19 protein-coding genes are annotated in these 14,913 nt (G+C 65.0%); 5 read left to right on the top strand and 14 right to left on the bottom strand.

All coding sequences use genetic code 11. The annotated features are described in order from the left end of the window. Positions 1-4 precede the first annotated feature (4 nt). The 3 genes from AB0I14_RS22340 to AB0I14_RS22330 are packed head-to-tail and all read left to right on the top strand — an operon-like array spanning position 5 to position 1,692. A complete protein-coding gene (locus tag AB0I14_RS22340) occupies positions 5-946 on the top strand; it encodes a hypothetical protein (RefSeq protein ID WP_358026036.1) in 942 nt (313 codons plus the stop codon). 6 nt (positions 947-952) lie between these two features. Continuing rightward, positions 953-1,399, top strand: coding sequence for a YbaB/EbfC family nucleoid-associated protein (locus tag AB0I14_RS22335; protein ID WP_358026034.1), 447 nt, complete (start codon positions 953-955; stop codon positions 1,397-1,399). Continuing rightward, positions 1,396-1,692 (top strand): hypothetical protein, encoded by a 297-nt coding sequence (locus tag AB0I14_RS22330; protein ID WP_358026032.1) that lies wholly within the window; start codon positions 1,396-1,398, stop codon positions 1,690-1,692. The genes AB0I14_RS22335 and AB0I14_RS22330 overlap by 4 nt, the downstream gene beginning before the upstream one ends. Positions 1,693-1,696: 4 nt before the next feature. On the opposite strand, the gene AB0I14_RS22325 is transcribed toward AB0I14_RS22330, so the two are convergent. From AB0I14_RS22325 to AB0I14_RS22265, 13 genes are all read right to left on the bottom strand, one after another. Then, positions 1,697-3,457, bottom strand: a complete 1,761-nt coding sequence (locus AB0I14_RS22325) for a hypothetical protein (RefSeq protein WP_358026030.1) — start codon at positions 3,455-3,457, stop codon at positions 1,697-1,699. Between the two features lie 30 nt (positions 3,458-3,487). Continuing rightward, complete coding sequence (locus tag AB0I14_RS22320; protein ID WP_358026028.1) at positions 3,488-3,808, bottom strand: hypothetical protein; 321 nt, start codon at positions 3,806-3,808, stop codon at positions 3,488-3,490. Positions 3,809-3,847: 39 nt separating this feature from the next. Further along, entirely contained in the window at positions 3,848-4,546 is a 699-nt protein-coding gene (locus AB0I14_RS22315; RefSeq protein WP_358026407.1) for a 3-oxoacyl-[acyl-carrier-protein] synthase III C-terminal domain-containing protein, read from the bottom strand. 304 nt (positions 4,547-4,850) lie between these two features. Next, complete coding sequence (locus AB0I14_RS22310) at positions 4,851-5,630, bottom strand: ESX secretion-associated protein EspG (RefSeq protein WP_358026026.1); 780 nt, start codon at positions 5,628-5,630, stop codon at positions 4,851-4,853. An 89-nt stretch (positions 5,631-5,719) separates the two neighbouring features. Continuing rightward, a complete protein-coding gene (locus AB0I14_RS22305) occupies positions 5,720-6,010 on the bottom strand; it encodes a hypothetical protein (protein ID WP_358026024.1) in 291 nt (96 codons plus the stop codon). Positions 6,011-6,030: 20 nt separating this feature from the next. After that, positions 6,031-6,300 (bottom strand): WXG100 family type VII secretion target, encoded by a 270-nt coding sequence (locus AB0I14_RS22300; RefSeq protein ID WP_055118232.1) that lies wholly within the window; start codon positions 6,298-6,300, stop codon positions 6,031-6,033. A 77-nt stretch (positions 6,301-6,377) separates the two neighbouring features. Further along, a complete protein-coding gene (locus tag AB0I14_RS22295; protein WP_358026022.1) occupies positions 6,378-7,190 on the bottom strand; it encodes an ESX secretion-associated protein EspG in 813 nt (270 codons plus the stop codon). Continuing rightward, a complete protein-coding gene (locus AB0I14_RS22290) occupies positions 7,187-8,272 on the bottom strand; it encodes a PPE domain-containing protein (protein WP_358026020.1) in 1,086 nt (361 codons plus the stop codon). Before AB0I14_RS22290 ends, AB0I14_RS22295 begins: the two co-directional genes overlap by 4 nt. A gap of 48 nt (positions 8,273-8,320) precedes the next feature. Beyond that, on the bottom strand, positions 8,321-8,614 hold the full coding sequence (locus tag AB0I14_RS22285) for a PE domain-containing protein (protein ID WP_358026018.1): 294 nt from the start codon (positions 8,612-8,614) through the stop codon (positions 8,321-8,323). Positions 8,615-8,639: 25 nt separating this feature from the next. After that, positions 8,640-9,704, bottom strand: coding sequence for a hypothetical protein (locus tag AB0I14_RS22280; RefSeq protein WP_358026016.1), 1,065 nt, complete (start codon positions 9,702-9,704; stop codon positions 8,640-8,642). A gap of 249 nt (positions 9,705-9,953) precedes the next feature. Then, entirely contained in the window at positions 9,954-10,238 is a 285-nt protein-coding gene (locus tag AB0I14_RS22275) for a hypothetical protein (protein ID WP_358026014.1), read from the bottom strand. Between the two features lie 268 nt (positions 10,239-10,506). After that, positions 10,507-10,860 (bottom strand): YbaB/EbfC family nucleoid-associated protein, encoded by a 354-nt coding sequence (locus tag AB0I14_RS22270; protein ID WP_358026012.1) that lies wholly within the window; start codon positions 10,858-10,860, stop codon positions 10,507-10,509. Then, on the bottom strand, positions 10,857-11,174 hold the full coding sequence (locus tag AB0I14_RS22265; RefSeq protein WP_358026010.1) for a hypothetical protein: 318 nt from the start codon (positions 11,172-11,174) through the stop codon (positions 10,857-10,859). The genes AB0I14_RS22270 and AB0I14_RS22265 overlap by 4 nt, the downstream gene beginning before the upstream one ends. 113 nt (positions 11,175-11,287) lie before the next feature. Here AB0I14_RS22265 and eccA point away from each other — a divergent pair, with 113 nt between their 5' ends. Together eccA and AB0I14_RS22255 are read left to right on the top strand one after the other, a co-directional pair. Then, positions 11,288-13,096: a type VII secretion AAA-ATPase EccA gene (gene eccA / locus AB0I14_RS22260; protein WP_358026008.1), complete on the top strand. Its 1,809-nt coding sequence runs from the start codon at positions 11,288-11,290 to the stop codon at positions 13,094-13,096. 16 nt (positions 13,097-13,112) lie between these two features. After that, positions 13,113-14,141 carry a MinD/ParA family protein gene (locus tag AB0I14_RS22255; RefSeq protein WP_358026006.1) on the top strand — a complete coding sequence of 343 codons (1,029 nt, stop codon included), beginning with the start codon at positions 13,113-13,115 and terminating at the stop codon, positions 14,139-14,141. A gap of 6 nt (positions 14,142-14,147) precedes the next feature. Here the strand turns inward: AB0I14_RS22255 and AB0I14_RS22250 are convergent, their stop codons facing one another. Further along, positions 14,148-14,912 carry a methyltransferase domain-containing protein gene (locus AB0I14_RS22250; protein WP_358026004.1) on the bottom strand — a complete coding sequence of 255 codons (765 nt, stop codon included), beginning with the start codon at positions 14,910-14,912 and terminating at the stop codon, positions 14,148-14,150. Between the last annotated feature and the right edge of the window lies 1 nt (position 14,913).

Genomic DNA, 14,913 nt, shown 5'->3' with positions numbered 1-14,913 from the left:
TCGCGTGACCCTGCAGATTCCCGGCCCTTTACAGTGGGTGTCCTACCTGGTCGGCTCACAATGGCCGAAAGGCGATGAGGACGCCATGTACCGCATCGGCGGTGAATGGGCTGATCGCGCCGAACAATTGACGGCACTGATACCCGAACTGAACCGGATGCGGGCGAGCACGAGTGCGGTCTTGCAGGGTGTCACGGCCGGCGCAGCTGACGGCGAGTTCGCATTGTTGTTCGACGGGGACGCCTCGGTCGACAAACTCGCCGAGGCGATGGCGGCACTGGGCACTCTTGCCGAAAGTACCGGAAAGAACATCGAATACACCAAGCTGCAGATCTTGACGTCCTTGGCGATCGCCGCGTTCGAGATCTCCTGGGCACTGGCTCAGACCTCGGTGACGTTTGGTGCATCGGCAGCCGAGATACCTCTCATCGAGGGCACGACGGCTGCAGCGATCCGCCAGACAATCTCGGTCCTGCTCAAAGACGTCATGACCGACCTGGGCAAGGCGATGACGAAGACGACCGTGCACCGGATCATCAAGAAATCCGGCGTCGAAGCGGCCGAAGCGCTGGGTCAGGAGCTGTTCATTCAGGAAATTCAACGGTCCGAGGGGCATCAGACGGGCTTCGACTGGGACCGGCTCGGCGTCGTCGCTCTGGCGAACTTGGCCGGCGGTGCAACCCAGGGCACCGTCAGCATTTACGGCCAGCGCGCCCTGGGCAATTCGGCGGTCAAGGGTGCGGCGGTCGGATACGTCGCAGGCATGTCGAAGAAGGTGGCCGGGGCCTTGGCCACGGGCCAGAACATCGACCCCGTCTCAGTCCTCGGATCGGTGCCGACATCCATCACGGGCGGCGTTCGGGGCAGGGCTGCAGCGCGCAGCGCCAAGGCCTCCACGCCGGATGGGGGTGGCGCCGCGGTGGCCAGTGGGGGAGACGGGGACTAGCACGATATGGACAACGACGCTGCGCGGCATGAACTGATCGACGCATTGGCTCTTGTGCAGGAACAGATGGCTGATCTGGCCGCAGTGGAGACCGCGCGAGCGGGGTTGTACTCGGCGGCATCCACCGCTGAAGGGACCGTCACGGTGACCGTCGACGCGTACGGTGTCGTCATCGAGACTGCGGTCAGCGAGTCCTATTTCGACGACCACGATCTGGCCGACCTCGGACACCACATCACCGCTGCGGCCCAGAACGCCACCCGCGACGTCGAGCGGAAAGTCGCCGAACTCCTTGCGCCGCTGGCTCAGCGACGTGAGGAGATGCCCTCTTTGTCGGACATCATCGACGGTGCCCCCGACATCCGGGATCTGTTGTCGACGGTGGTGACGGTGCCGCACGGTGACGGCGAACAAGAGCCGGACGATTACCCCACTGTGAGGAGTGTGCGATGACGATTCCGCTGGGTGTCACGCCGAGTGAGCTGCGGGGTACCGCCCGATACCTCGCCGAGGTCAGCACCGAGATGAAAGCCGTGCAGTCCGGACTGATGCAGATGCTGCACGGTGAAGGCGAAGCCTGGGGGCACGACAAGATCGGCAAGCAGTTCGCTGACGGCGCGAAAGGCTATAAGGCGCAGCTGGACTGGGTCGATGGGTCGATCACCGCGAAGACCGACCTGCTCGACTACTACGCCTTCGGCCTACGGCTCACCGCCGACGCCCTGGAACAACAAGACAAACCCTGACGCCTCACTCCGAGCGACCCGGCGTGAACTGCGGCGCCGGAGTCTGTCGCGCCGGCCCGGGCTGGACAGCCGAGTCGGGTTGCCAGGTGTTGCCGCGCTGCGGAATGCGGCGGCGGAACTCGTTCTGCTCCACCGGTGCGCTCTCCGGCAGCTCGTCTTCCTCATTGGCGCCGACCACGGGTACCGAGGCATCGGCGTCGCCGATGACATCTTTGCCGTTCTTCTTGCGTCGCAATGCCTTGTTGACCTGATGGCCCTTGCCGTTCTGATCACCGCCGCGCTGTCCGGCAGCCGGGGCGCCCGCACCGGGGCTTCCGGCACCGGCGCCCAGGCCCGCTCCCGCTCCGGCCGCCGCGGCAGGTACTTTCGCGGTGGCGGTTGCGGGCGTTCCCGTCGGAAGGGCGCTTGGCAGCCCGCGCAGGGGAACCCCGCCCCCGGCTCCGCCGGCCCCCTTGCCGGCGCCGGCGCCACCGAGCCCTTGCGGTCCGAGGCCGAGAACACCTTCAGGCGGGCCCTTCGGCATGTCGCCCAACGGGTTCTGTGCCGCGTTCTTCATCGCATCCGCGAGCTGGCCGGCCGCATCCTTGGCGGCGCCGGTGGCTGAATCGATCGCGGACTTGACGGGATCGGTCAGGCTGTCGAGCGCGTCCTTGGTGGGATCGGTCGTGGAATCCTTTTGGTCAGTCGGCTTTTGGTCGATGGGCTGGTACTTGTCGAAGTCGGTGGGTTTGTCGGTTTTCAGCTTGTCGAAGGCCGACTTGTCGAACGGCTTGGTGCCTCCACCGCCACCCGGGGTGAACGGCTTGGTGCCGCCGGGCCCGCCGGGACCGGTGGGGTCGCCGCCCGGGCCGGTGGGATCCCCGTACTTCATGTTCGGCGGGGTCGGGAGATGAGGGAAATTCTGGGTGACCGCCTCGACCGCCGGGGTGTAGACGTTTTCAAATAGCTGGACGGCCGTCCGATAGGCCTCGATGGAGTGGTTGATCTCGTCCAACTCTTTGAGAGCGTCGGCGGCGGTCACATAACCCCCGCCATCCCTTTTACGAAGATGACCGCTGCCGTCGATCTCATACCTGTTGTTGTATGAGGTGATGGCGTCATCGAGTTCTTTTTTGTTGAACTTTCCGTCATCGAGCAAATCGGTGTTGGCATACTTGTCGGGGAAGCTGCCCTTGATTTGAGAAAACGCCTCGTGCAGCACATCGAGTCGTTTCGCTACGGCTTCGGCCGCCGATTTGAAGTCGTAGATCGCGCTCTTGGTAACCTGCTCGGACGCGGCTTCGGCCGCCTCGGCGCTTTCGCCGGACCATTTTCCGGCTATTTCCTTGTTGACGCCGTCCTTGAACTTCTCCGAGTTCTTCTTGATGTCATCGCCTCGGTCCCTCCAGTTCTTCGCCAGGTCCCTGATTGCGTCGATATTGAGCGAATTCTTCTCCGCCTGCATGAAGACGAACTCTTTGTCTTCCCAGTTCAATTTCCCTGGGCCATTGAGCTTGTCCTGGACCTCCAGGTACGTGCTGTTGTCCGATATCAAGCCGGGCACCTCGCCGAGCAGATCGCTCTTCGGCTGATACTTCGCGATCTCCTGCTTTTCCTCCCATCCCTTCTCTACCTGGTCGAATTCGCCTTTGCCATCGACCAGCGCAGCGCGTTTGGGATAGTTGGAGTTGGTGACGAACGAGTTGTCATAGACGGCGCCACTTTTGCCCTCTTCGTTGGTGCTGGTGCCCATCGTTGCGCCGAGGTAATTGCCGAAGCCGCTCATGATCTTCTACGCCGTCCGTCCGTGGTGTGACTAGTCGTTCTGGTTCGAACGCATGGCCTCTGCTGCGTCCCGGGCAGTCTTGATGAAGGCCTGCGACTGCGACAACTGCTCCGTGGCGTAATCGGTCAACTCCTTGCCGCGGGCATCAAAGAGTTTCTGAACGAGGACCGCCAGTGGATTCGCCGACGTGCCGAAGTAATCCGTGGTTTCGTCGAGTGAATTTCTGATGAGCGTTTCAAGGGTCTCTTCGTACGGTTCGTAGACCGTGTTGATCGTCGAGATGACCTTGGGATCAAGATAAAGCTGCTTCTTCGTGGTGGCGGCATCCAGGCCGCCCCATGGGTTGGTCATGATTCTCCTCCGTGGTGATCGGTCATTCGAATCTCGGTGTCACGCCGGCATATTGAATGGCAGGGTCACCTCTTTCTCGATACGCAGGAGGACCGCTGCCGAGTTGACGAAATTACCGGCGGCGTACAGCATGACGAGGTCGCCTGCCTTGGCGATCTTGTTGTTCATCAGATAGGCGAGGTTCACGCCGAAATCTGAGACGGTCAGATGTCCGAATTGCGAGGCGAAAGAATGCAGACCCGGTGCGGGCCGCAGGAAGGTCTGCTTCGCGAGCATGTCGGTGACGTAGCTCGGCTCGATGAAGGACGGGGCGAACCAGTCGATGTCTTCTGGCTTCAGGCCCGCGCGTTCATAGCATTCGGTGACGGTTCTGACCGCTACCCGAAAACTCGCTATTGCGTTGTCTCTCACCGTGTCCGGACCACGGCGGTCATAGTTCTCCCACCGTGCAATCCAATCTGCCAAGGTCGGAAAGGCCGGATCGTCGATGGCGCCGTCAGCCCGGCCGTGCATCATGCCGGCCGACGGATTGTGTGACCGCGCCGAGGCCGACACGACCCGGGCGAATCCATCGTCGCGGTTCAGCAGCGCGCAGAAACCACTGTCGCCCAGCAGCGAACCCTCAGTCGCCGGGCTGGCGGCATACTCGTGCCGGTCGAAGTAGAAGATGCTGTCGCCGCCCGTCACCATCGCGTAGTCGCCGGCCCAACCTGCCTGCAGCACCGCGTCGGCGAGCATCACGCCGTACAACCCGCCGGAACAGAACTGCCGGATCTCCGTCGCGGAGCCCGCGGACGTCATGCCGAGCACGGACTGTTGAAGTGAATTCTGTATCGGCCAGAAATGTTCCCCCTGATACAGGGTGCCGCAATGAAACGATGCCGCCATGCTGTCGGCTGCCGCGGACAGCGCAGAACCGTCGATCTGACGCGCTGCGTTCTCCACCATCTCGTGAACTGACTGCATCTCGGAAGCTGCGGTCGCAAGATGCTTCGGGCGGCCACCGCTGTCCGTGCCCTCGGGCACGTAGACGGAAACGGTGTCAAGGTAGGGCATCGAAATCCCGGTCCGCTTGCTCTGCAGTGAGCTTCTCCGTCAACGCCTCTGACTGCCGCTTCTCGATCTTCTTGAATACCTGCATCAGATTGGGCACGGTCGCCGGAATGATCTGGAACGCATTCGTGCCCTCGTTGACCACATATGCGCCGTCATCGGCGATGTTGATCACCGTCAGGTGGGTGGCATCGCGTAGTTGGTAGTCCATGCTGAACTCAGCGGATCCGCTGAGCAGAATCGACCCGGTGATCTCCGCGTCCCGCAGCGCCGAGGTTGGTGTCTGGTCCTCGAGCAGCTCTTCCTTACGGGGCCGGGTGCCGGGCTTGTACGCGGGGAGCGCTTCGAGGACAACCTGCGGAAAATCGATGTTCACACAACCGATGATCTGTACGTCCTCGCCGAAGATGAGTTGCTCACTGGGATCCTGCGTGATGACCGCGCAGTAACCCGTCGTGCCTATCACCCCGAGCAATCGATAGATCTGGCCGCCCTCGATCTGACCGAACCCCTGCAGTAGATAGGCCGGGTACCGCAAAGCCTCAAGAATGCGAACACGATTCGGGTTCAAGCTGGCACGCAACCGGGCCAGTGCCTCCCGGCGATCGGACTCCACCTCCGACATATACGTGCGTCCACGATGACGGTACGACAGCGGGGACGGCAGACGGTCGAGGCCGAGTGCCTCCACGGCACAACGGAACTCGAAGCCGCTCATGAACCACGGCTCGACGGCATGGCGTAGCGGGGCCACTTTATCGGTGATCACGTTGAGCCCCTTTCTCTCTGGCCGACGGACGCGCAAGCGGGCTCGGTTGCGATGGTGCCGCCAACCGAGCCCGCTGACGAGCTGCCGTGCTAGAAGCCGCCGGCAAGATGCTTGTCGAGCGCCGCGGCGTCCTCCTGCGACTGATTTCCCCCGGACCGGGTCTGGGTGATCTCGTTGAGGATCGCGTCCATCTGCTGCAGGATCTGAGTCTGCTTCTGGTGCAGCGTCGCCGCGGCGTCGCCCTCGTACACGCCCTGCAGCGCGGCGAACACCTGGCTGACTTCCTCACGCATCTGCTGCGCGTTGTTGGTAATCCCCTGAATGTCGTCCAGGGACGCGTAGTTGGCGCCGTACTGGTACCGAATGCTATCCGTATCCATTGATCAAAACCTTTCGATGTCTAGTCGGCGTCGTGGCTGACGAGTGCGTTGATGTCGGACTTTCCCTTGTCGACGATGTGCTGCAGGTTGTTGATGACGTAGTTGAAGTCCTCGTGATGCTGCGTCATGATGCCGCGAAACTTCGCCGCCTTGCCGCCCGTCCACGAACTGGCGGTCATCGACTCGGTTTGGTCGAGGATCTGGGAAGCCAGCCGCCTGACATCCATCATCTGTTTGTCGATGTTCTCGATCTTGCTCTGGGCTTCCGCGGGCGTCAGATGGAGCGTCATGCCTTACCTCTCTTTGTCAGAACCGGCATGAATCGCCGGACGGTGGTTGAGAATTCGCTGTTGAACACGGAGCGGATCTAACAGTCCCCCCATCTGTAGCCGGACAGCTCGACAAGCTGGCCGATGGCCTGCTTGACGGTGTGATCCGACCCTGGCTTGAGGGTGGTCCACAACTGCCCGCTGGGTGAGGAGCTCGGGGCGCCGACGATCCGTCCGCGTTTGGTGTAGAAGACGCCGACCGCCCCGGCGGAACGTGAGACGCGGTCCACGTCGCCATCGAGTGCGTAGTAGACGATCTCGGCGAAGGCCAACCGTGCGGCCAGTGCCGAGCCCAGCATCATCGCGGTTCGGGTGTCGGCTCCGAGAGCCCGGATCCGGTCGGACAACTCGGTGGCGTCATGGGTGTCCGACAGTGCCTGGGCGACCTCGGTCAGTGGGGCGCCGACGGGACTGATCTCGGCCGGGACGGACGCCGGGAGCCGACGCAGCAGGGCGCCGGTGGCGCTGGGCAGGTTCGCTCCGTCGTCGATCACATCCAAGGTGATCTCATCGCCGACCCGGCAGGCCGAGACGCACTGTGTGCCATGGCGCACGACCGTGACGCGGGCCAGGCCATCGGGGGTGACCAGGCGCATCGCGAGCTCACGGTCGGGCCGTTGCAGCGATTGCACGACCTCGGCGAGTTCGGTGCCGACCTCCCCGGCCGACAGCAGGCCGCGCTCGGTCAGCCTCCGAGCGGCTTGACCGGCGGCCTCGGCCCGTGCGGTCTGGGTGGGGTGTCGCGGTCGTAGGCCCAGTACCACCGGTAGCGCCTGGACTCCGAGACGCGCAGCCAGAACATGCATTTCGTCATCGGTGAGGACAAACTGTGGAGCAAGCGATGCCGTCATAGGTTGAGCCCCCGGTCGACGCCGATCACCGGGGGAGTGACCCAGCGATTGTCCACCTGTTCGAGGGTGCGCTCCGGTGCGTCGGCGAAGCCCTCGCCGGCGGGCACCTCCGGTGCTGCGAGTTCGTCGAACACCGCGGTGTCGGGACCCCAACTGACGTTCGACACCATGAACGGTGCGTCGTTCTGCTGTGCGGTGGGAAGCCAGGCCTGCCCGGCGTCGGACACCCCGGCACCCGGTTCGCCGGCCCCGTCCAGGGTCGCCGCGGGTTGCACCGATTCGTAGTCGCGACTCTGGTCGTTACGGCCCATGGCGCCCACCGGTGCATAGGGCGCGCCACCCATCCCGCCGGCACCCGAGGAACCGCCGGTGCCGGCGAATCCGGTCTTCTGCAACGCCTTCGGGTCGGTACTCGACTTGATGCCCGGTGCGAACATCGGCGCCAGCGGCGGTGGCGGCAGCGCCGCGGCGCCACCGGCTGCCGCGCCGCCACCACCGGGTGCACCTTCACCGCCCTGTTCGGCCGCCAGCGCATTGCCTTTCGACACCTGCGGAGGTGGGGGCTGCTCCCACGGCTGGGCCAGGGGTGCCGCCGCCTCCTCGTACTGTTGCATGACGGCCGCAGCGTTGGCCGCATCGGCGGTTGCGGCTGCGTCGAACTCGGCGAACGTCCCGGTCAGTACGGCCCCGTTGTAAGCGGCCAGTGAGGCCATCATGTCCTGGGCGGTCTTCGCCTCGATGGCCTCCGACACGCTGGGCATCGCGAGCACCGCCACCGTGTTGGCGACCGCGGCCTCCTCGGCGCGTTGACCGTTGCCGGCCGCGCTGAGGCTGATCGCCTGCAGCCACTTGCCGAATTCTTCCAGGCGCTGCGCCGCCGCACTGGAGGCCTGGCTCTCCCAGGCAGTCCCCAGACGTGCCACGAGCTTGTCGAAATCAACGGAGACATTGGCCAATTCGTTGGCGACCCGCATCCAGGCCGCGCCGGCACCGCCGACCGATGCCGGACCGGGCCCCTCGGTGAGGTCACGCGCCAGTTGCTCGGTGCTGCGTGACTCCCACGCAACGTCGGTGAACCCCACGCCCAGAAACCTCCCCTCGAAGAACAGAACCAGATGTGCGTGTGAAGGTCAGCCGGCGAAGTCCTCCGAGGCGGCGATGTTGGACGAATGACCGCGCAGTGTCGCGGCCACTTCGTGGACCTCGGCCATACCCTGATCGGTGGAGGTGCCGAACGAGGTGTGGACCTCGTTGAGTGTCTGGGCAACCCGTTGCGACACCTCGTCACGGGCCGACGGGGTCACCGTGAGGTTGGGTGCCTCATCGGTCATCACCCGCTGTACCCGGTTGGCGAGTTCATCGAGTTGGCGGCTGATCTCCTGCACCTCTGCGGGCTGGATGGACATTCCGTCGCTGTCGGCCATGACCGTTCTCCTTGGTTGGGGATGACTAGATCCGGAGTTCGACGTCCGGGGGCTGATACGGGTCGGCCTCCCCGAGTACCGGGGGTGCCGCAGTGCCGAGATCGCCGACGATCTCGCTGCCTTGGTCGGTCGTGTGCAGGAACGATGCCGACGTGTGGTTGTTGCTGGACGAGGCGTTCGCGCCCTGGCCGGCGCCCATCGCCCCCATGGGTGCGCCCCCCATCATGCCCGGTGAGCCGACACCGCCCACCCGCGGCGCGGCTGACTGTGCTGGGGCGCTTGCACTTTCGGCCTGAATCATCGTTGACATCGGTAGTGACCGGGGCGCGGGCGTTCCGCCGCCCCCGATTCCACCGCCGACACCGCCGGCACCCATTCCCCCGCCCGCGAGCGCGGAGTCGCCTTCACCTTCTCCCGCAGCGTCGGCGGCCGGGTCCATCGGATCGATGGCGGGATTCGCGGCGTTCTGACTGGCCGCCGAGGCCGCGCCGGTCCCGGCCTGAACCCCTGCCTCGGCGCCTTTGATCGCCATCGGCATCAACGGGGCCAGTCCGGCCAGCGACGAGGCACCCTCGGGTGCGGCGGTGATGCCCACCGGTGCACCGGTGGCAGTGACCTGGGCGGCCTGGGTGGCCAGTGAAGTCTGCAGTTCGGTCATCACCTCGGCAGTGGTGGCAATTGCCTTGTTGGCAGCGGCGATTGCCGCGGCCCATCCCCACGGGAAGATGATCATGGGCCCGATGGCCGCGATCGTCGCGGCGAACTCGGTGATGATGGCGATGAGCCGGACCCTGGACTGGCCGACGTTGGCGGCGGCCGCGGTCAGACTGCTACTCAGGGCATCGGATTGGGCACCGACCTCGGCTCCGTTGGAAATCGCGGTCGTGGTCTTGGCTGCCGCGGCAGTGCCGGACGCGCCCTGCCAGGCATCGCCCGCCGCACTGACCGACTTCGCCATGGGGCCGCCGGTCGACTGGAACATCTTGGCGATGGCCGGCAGCATCGTCGTCGGATCGACCCCGTCGAACATGCCGCTGCCCAGCGTGCTGAGCGCATCGGTGACCGGGCTGATCAACGCGCTCGGGTCCATGGGATTTGCGGGTGGCTGTTGTTCGGGTTGACCTTCGGGCGGCGCCTCTTCTGCCGGCTTTTGATCCGCAATTGGTGGCAAACCCAGACGATCGAGAATTTGTCGGACTGGCAAATTCAGAAAGTCTTGCAGGTTCTGTTCTTGAGCAGCGATAACCGGTGTGGCGTCGTAGCCGGGAACGCGTTGAGCCAACTGTCCAACTGGGGTTACCGGCTGGGGAGGCAAAACAGTAGGCATATGGCGTCCGGCCTAGGCGTCGTCGTTGGACAGGACGGCGGACCGGGCGCCTTCGGTGGCGGCTCCGGTGGCGGCGTGCACTCCGCCGACGAGCAGTGTGCCGGCCAGATTGTTGGCTTGAGCTGGGCCGAATGCCGCCAGGTAGACCGCTCCGATCGGACCGAGCGCAGCTGCCGCGGACATCAGCATCGCCGCTGAGTCGGCCGATCCAGCTGTGGTTATCGCGGATGCGGCCGCCTCGTTCGCAGCGGAAAAGGTAGCCATCCCCGAGGGTTGGGCGGCGAAAATGTTGCTCATCGTGCTAATACCTTTCCAGCTGGAAGCGGGGGCTGTGTGGGCACGAGACCAATAAACTATAGCCGCGCCCACCGTGCGCAGCTAACTGAATTTTCCGCGAATAACGCGTGTAGATCGTTCGTTTTGGTAATTAGCGCAATGGAAAAAATTGCTGGATAAACGATTCTCATGCGCATTCTGCCGACGTGACGGGTGCTGCGTCGCAGTTCAGAGGTCAACCGGTTGGTCGAGCCCGTCTTGGCCGGAGTGGTTTGCCCAGCGACGCAGGCTAACGCTCAGGTTCGAAAGCGCTGCCGTCCCAGCGCGTCAGCGGAGCCTCGTTCAATTCCTGCAGACGCTGCGCGAATTCCCGGGACAGATACTGCTGGCGGGCCGCCGCCACCTGCGCGGCAGCGCCGGCGGTTTCGACAATCAGCTTGGCGAGCCCGTCCGCGCCCAGCTTGTGCGCGGTGGGCCCGAGCCACAGCCCGGTCATCGCACCCATGCCGTCGACCTCGGCGCTGACGTTCCCGTCACGGCTGGTGACACGCGCCGAAATCGATTGGCAGTGCTCATCCATCGCCTGCACCAGGTCACGCTGCTTGCGGATGCGGCCGAGGAGGGAATCGGCGAGCCCGGTCATACCGACCTGCCCCAGGTGGACGGGAGCTCGCCCTCCTCGCCGAGGACCTCGTCCTCGGCGTGAGCCAGCTCGTCCTCGGTCGCCAGCTGCAGCGGATCGATGACCGATGTGCTGTAACCCTTTTCGGCCAGCTCACGCCTGCGCTCGACCTGGGCCCGTGCCGCCGACAAGCGGCACAGCGCCATGATCTCGTCGGCCAGTTGTGTGGACGGCTTCTTCAACTCGACGGGGTCGAGGCGAAGGGCTACCGGCAGACCGCGTTCGGTGGTGTGCACCGAAATCGTTCCGCCAGCTGACTGCACCGGCTGTGCCATTCTGCTCAACTTAGTACACTCGCGGGCGTCCGTCCGGAGCTCAACCGGGACGCACTGGTGAGACAGCGGGCGAGTCGCGGCTGACCGTGCAGTGAGGAGATGTGTCACCTCCGATGAATGGATCCACCGATGCGCAGCGGGTTTTCGATGCCGGAGTGCTGTCGCTCGGCATTCCCATCGACGGATTGGAGACCGAGCGCGACCTGCCGTACGCGGCGCTCGCGTTCCGCCGGGCCACGGAGTACGACCCGGATATGTGCGATGCGTGGTTGGGTCGCGCCGCCACCGGTGACACCAGCTCCGAGGTCATCTATCACCTGTACCGAACCAGCACACTCTCGTTGTTCCGCGAACAGCGCCGACTCGGTCTGCCGCAACGGTCCTTGAGTGGACGCTTCCAGACCGGGCTGTACCTCGACTACCCGTTGAGCACCAAGACCGAGATGTGGCTTGCCTACGCGGCCAGCATGATCGGCGCCAAAGATTTCGACGAGGCTGAGCAGGTGCTCGACAAGCTGGAGCAGGCCACGACCGCGACGGACGGTGACACCGGCGAGATCTGTGCGTATATCCGTGGCGTACTGCACTTCACGACGCAGCGCTGGCCCGACGTGCTGAGTGCGCTGAGCAGGTCGGGATCGTTCACCGACAACTACATCGGCGCCGGCGCCGATCTGATGGTCGGATCGGCGTGCGCGCAGATGGGATTGTTCGGGGAGGGCATCCGCCGACTCGACCGGGCCATCGAGGGCCCGGTTCCGGGAGCGCGGCGTGCCGCGGAGTTCTGCAAGGGGCTGACCCTCCGGGAGATGGGCGAAGAGCAGGACGCCCGGGTGATCTTCGAACGGATCTACAGCGAGGACCCCGGATTCGAGGCGAACGCCGCAGCGCTGGCCGATCCCAAGTACCGGCTGGTGGTCACCTCGAAGGAGATCGTCGACTCGCGCACCGACCGTTGGGACCCGGCCAGCGTGCCGTCGGCGGAGGACCTCCTGGCTGACGATCTGTCGGAGCGGGGCAACGAATACCTGCAGGCGGCACAGCAGGAACTGGATCGCCAGATCGGCTTGTCAGAGGTCAAACTCCAAGTCGCCAAACTGAAGTCGGCGGCGATGCTGGCAAAGGTTCGCGGGGACAAGGGGCTCAGTTCGGCGGCGCGCAGTCTGCATCTGGCGTTCACCGGCCCGCCCGGCACCGGCAAGACCACGATCGCCCGGGTGGTGGCACAGACCTATTGCGGTCTGGGGCTGCTGCGCACGCCCAACATCGTGGAGGCCAAGCGCCACGACTTCGTCGGCCAACATCTCGGCAGTACCGCGATCAAGACCACCGCGCTGATCGACTCGGCGATGGACGGGGTGCTGTTCATCGACGAGGCGTACACGTTGATCCAGACCGGGTTGTCCGGCGGCGACGCCTTCGGCCGTGAGGCCGTCGACACCCTGCTGGCCCGAATGGAGAACGACCGCGACCGCCTCGTCGTGATCATCGCCGGCTACGACGCCGAGATCGATCGCTTCCTGGCCTCCAATGACGGTCTGGCGTCGCGGTTCACCAAACGAATCCGGTTCGGCTCCTACGGTCCGCACGAACTCGGGGACATCGGCAAGCTCGTCGCCCGCACCAGGGATTCCGAATTGTCCGAGGCCGCCTACGAAGAACTCGTCACCGCATGCGTCACGCTGTGTCAGAGCGAGGCACTCGACTCATCGGGACAACTGCGCCCCGGTATCGATCTGGCCGGCAACGGCCGGTTCGTGCGCAACGTGATCGAGGCAGCGGAAGAGGAACGCGAATACCGGCTCAGTGAGATCCACGGCATGAATCTGTCGGATCTCGACGAGACGCAGCTGATGCGGATCGAACCGGTCGACATGCGGGCCGCACTCAAGCAGGTGCTCGGCATGACGGCATCGAGTTGACGGAAGGGAAGTAGCCATGACCGACAGCGACGACGAGCGGTTGAGCCTTGGGCCGCCGGAGCCGACTCCGTTCACGTCCATCAAACCGCGGACCGCAGATGGTCAGCGCCCGTCGGTGGTGCCCAGCAACGGCGAACTCGGCCTGGTCCGTGCCGCGCCCACGCCGAAGTCGGGCTGGCGCAAGGCCGTCTACCGGGCCACCGGCATGAATCCCGGTGTCTCCGAACAAGAGTCCACCCACAAGACGCTCATGGATCGGGTCAACCAGCCGGTGGTGGGCGGGCCGTTCAACATCGCCCTGCTGTCCCAGAAGGGCGGGGTGGGCAAGACCACCACCACCGTCGGGCTGGGGGCCACCCTGGCCGCGACCCGCGGCGATCGCGTGATCGCGGTGGACGCCAATCCGGACTTCGGCACGCTCGCCCAGCGCGGTCCCAACGAATGCCATTCCACCGTGCGCGACGTGCTCCTCGACGACGGCATATCGCGGTACTCCGACATCCGCCGCCACACCTCCCAAAGCACCAGCCGCCTGGAGATTTTGGCCTCCGAGCGCGACCCGGCCACCTCGGAGGCGTTCTCGGAGCACGACTATCGCGGTGTGCTGAGTGTGTTGCAGCGCTTCTACAACATCATCCTGACCGACTGCGGCACCGGGCTGGTGCACTCGGCGATGGCGGGAGTGCTGGATGTGGCGGATGCGATCGTGATCGTCGCATCGCCTGCCATCGACTCGGCACGTAGCGCCCTCGCGACGTTGGATTGGCTTGAGCGCAACGGCTATTCACACCTGGTACCGAAAGCGGTTGTGGTGGTCAGTGCCTCGCGCCCGGGCGCACTCGGGCTCGACATGGGGCAGCTGTCGAACCATTTCCTGCCCAGGGTGCGGGCCCTGCACGTGATTCCGTTCGACGATCACCTCGCCGAAGGTGCCGAGGTGGACCTCGGTTTCCTCGGCCGGCCCACCCGGCAGGCGTTCCTGGAACTGGCCTCCACCGTCGCCGACCTCTTCTCGGTGGCGCCGCAGGTCCAGAGACGCGCCTGACGGGATTCACGGGCCGCGTCTGGCAATGACGACCTGCGGCTGGTTCAGTCCGCTGCGCAGCGTGAGCTCGATCGACGGGTCGGCGTGGCGGGCCAGGCTGCGCAGTGCCGAGGGGCTGTAGCTGCGCAGTGAGCTGATGACCCCGTCGTGCACGAACGGCAGCACCGCGGCCATGGGCAGCATCGTCGCGAGCCGCAACAGGTGCAGCGGGGCGGGCGGTCGCGGCAGGTCGATGATCAGCAGCGTTTCGGCAACCCGGGTGCCCTCGGCGAACACCCGCGCGGCCTGCGCCGGGCGCAGATGGTGGAACGACAAGGCGAACAGGACGAGGTCGTAACTGCCGTCGGCGGCATCGATCTCGGTGGCATCCATCTGGCGGACCTCGGCGCGGGGATGGCTGCCGAGGTCACCCGCGGCGATGCGGGCCACCGATTCCGGATCGAGGTCGGTGACGGTGACCCGCGCGGACGGATGGTCGGCCAGCAGTTGACGCGACACCCCGCCGTGCCCGGCACCCAACTCCAGAATTCGCGGATCGGGCACGTCGGCGAGCAGATCGAGCGCGATCGCGGCGAAGCGCTGATGGTTCTTGAAGAACCGGCCGGTCCAGTCCAGCGCGCCGATCACCTGATTCTTGATCGAGGTATCCACGTCGTCGCGGTCCAGATACTCCTGCCGATCCGTCTCCAGCAGCCGGTCCAGGCACGACGCGCGGAACCCGCCGCGGGGCATCCGGTCGATATCTGAGGGGTCGGGAGCCATGTAAGCCATC

The sequence above is a fragment of the Mycobacterium sp. NPDC050441 genome (genome assembly GCF_040655355.1).
Lineage (GTDB): Bacteria > Actinomycetota > Actinomycetes > Mycobacteriales > Mycobacteriaceae > Mycobacterium.
Note: the sequence above shows the minus strand (reverse complement) of the source record. Positions and strands in the feature narration are given on the sequence as shown.

Bases quoted from the DNA above. Each gene is read 5' to 3' on its own strand.
- AB0I14_RS22335 (WP_358026034.1), top strand. From the start codon at position 953: ATGGACAACGACGCTGCGCGGCATGAACTGATCGACGCATTGGCTCTT.
- AB0I14_RS22330 (WP_358026032.1), top strand. From the start codon at position 1,396: ATGACGATTCCGCTGGGTGTCACGCCGAGTGAGCTGCGGGGTACCGCC.
- AB0I14_RS22325 (WP_358026030.1), bottom strand. From the start codon at position 3,457: ATGAGCGGCTTCGGCAATTACCTCGGCGCAACGATGGGCACCAGCACC.
- AB0I14_RS22320 (WP_358026028.1), bottom strand. From the start codon at position 3,808: ATGACCAACCCATGGGGCGGCCTGGATGCCGCCACCACGAAGAAGCAG.
- AB0I14_RS22315 (WP_358026407.1), bottom strand. From the start codon at position 4,546: ATGCTCGCCGACGCGGTGCTGCAGGCAGGTTGGGCCGGCGACTACGCG.
- AB0I14_RS22305 (WP_358026024.1), bottom strand. From the start codon at position 6,010: ATGGATACGGATAGCATTCGGTACCAGTACGGCGCCAACTACGCGTCC.
- AB0I14_RS22300 (WP_055118232.1), bottom strand. From the start codon at position 6,300: ATGACGCTCCATCTGACGCCCGCGGAAGCCCAGAGCAAGATCGAGAAC.
- AB0I14_RS22295 (WP_358026022.1), bottom strand. From the start codon at position 7,190: ATGACGGCATCGCTTGCTCCACAGTTTGTCCTCACCGATGACGAAATG.
- AB0I14_RS22285 (WP_358026018.1), bottom strand. From the start codon at position 8,614: ATGGCCGACAGCGACGGAATGTCCATCCAGCCCGCAGAGGTGCAGGAG.
- AB0I14_RS22280 (WP_358026016.1), bottom strand. From the start codon at position 9,704: ATGGACCCGAGCGCGTTGATCAGCCCGGTCACCGATGCGCTCAGCACG.
- AB0I14_RS22275 (WP_358026014.1), bottom strand. From the start codon at position 10,238: ATGAGCAACATTTTCGCCGCCCAACCCTCGGGGATGGCTACCTTTTCC.
- AB0I14_RS22270 (WP_358026012.1), bottom strand. From the start codon at position 10,860: ATGACCGGGCTCGCCGATTCCCTCCTCGGCCGCATCCGCAAGCAGCGT.
- AB0I14_RS22265 (WP_358026010.1), bottom strand. From the start codon at position 11,174: ATGGCACAGCCGGTGCAGTCAGCTGGCGGAACGATTTCGGTGCACACC.
- eccA (WP_358026008.1), top strand. From the start codon at position 11,288: ATGAATGGATCCACCGATGCGCAGCGGGTTTTCGATGCCGGAGTGCTG.
- AB0I14_RS22255 (WP_358026006.1), top strand. From the start codon at position 13,113: ATGACCGACAGCGACGACGAGCGGTTGAGCCTTGGGCCGCCGGAGCCG.
- AB0I14_RS22250 (WP_358026004.1), bottom strand. From the start codon at position 14,912: ATGGCTTACATGGCTCCCGACCCCTCAGATATCGACCGGATGCCCCGC.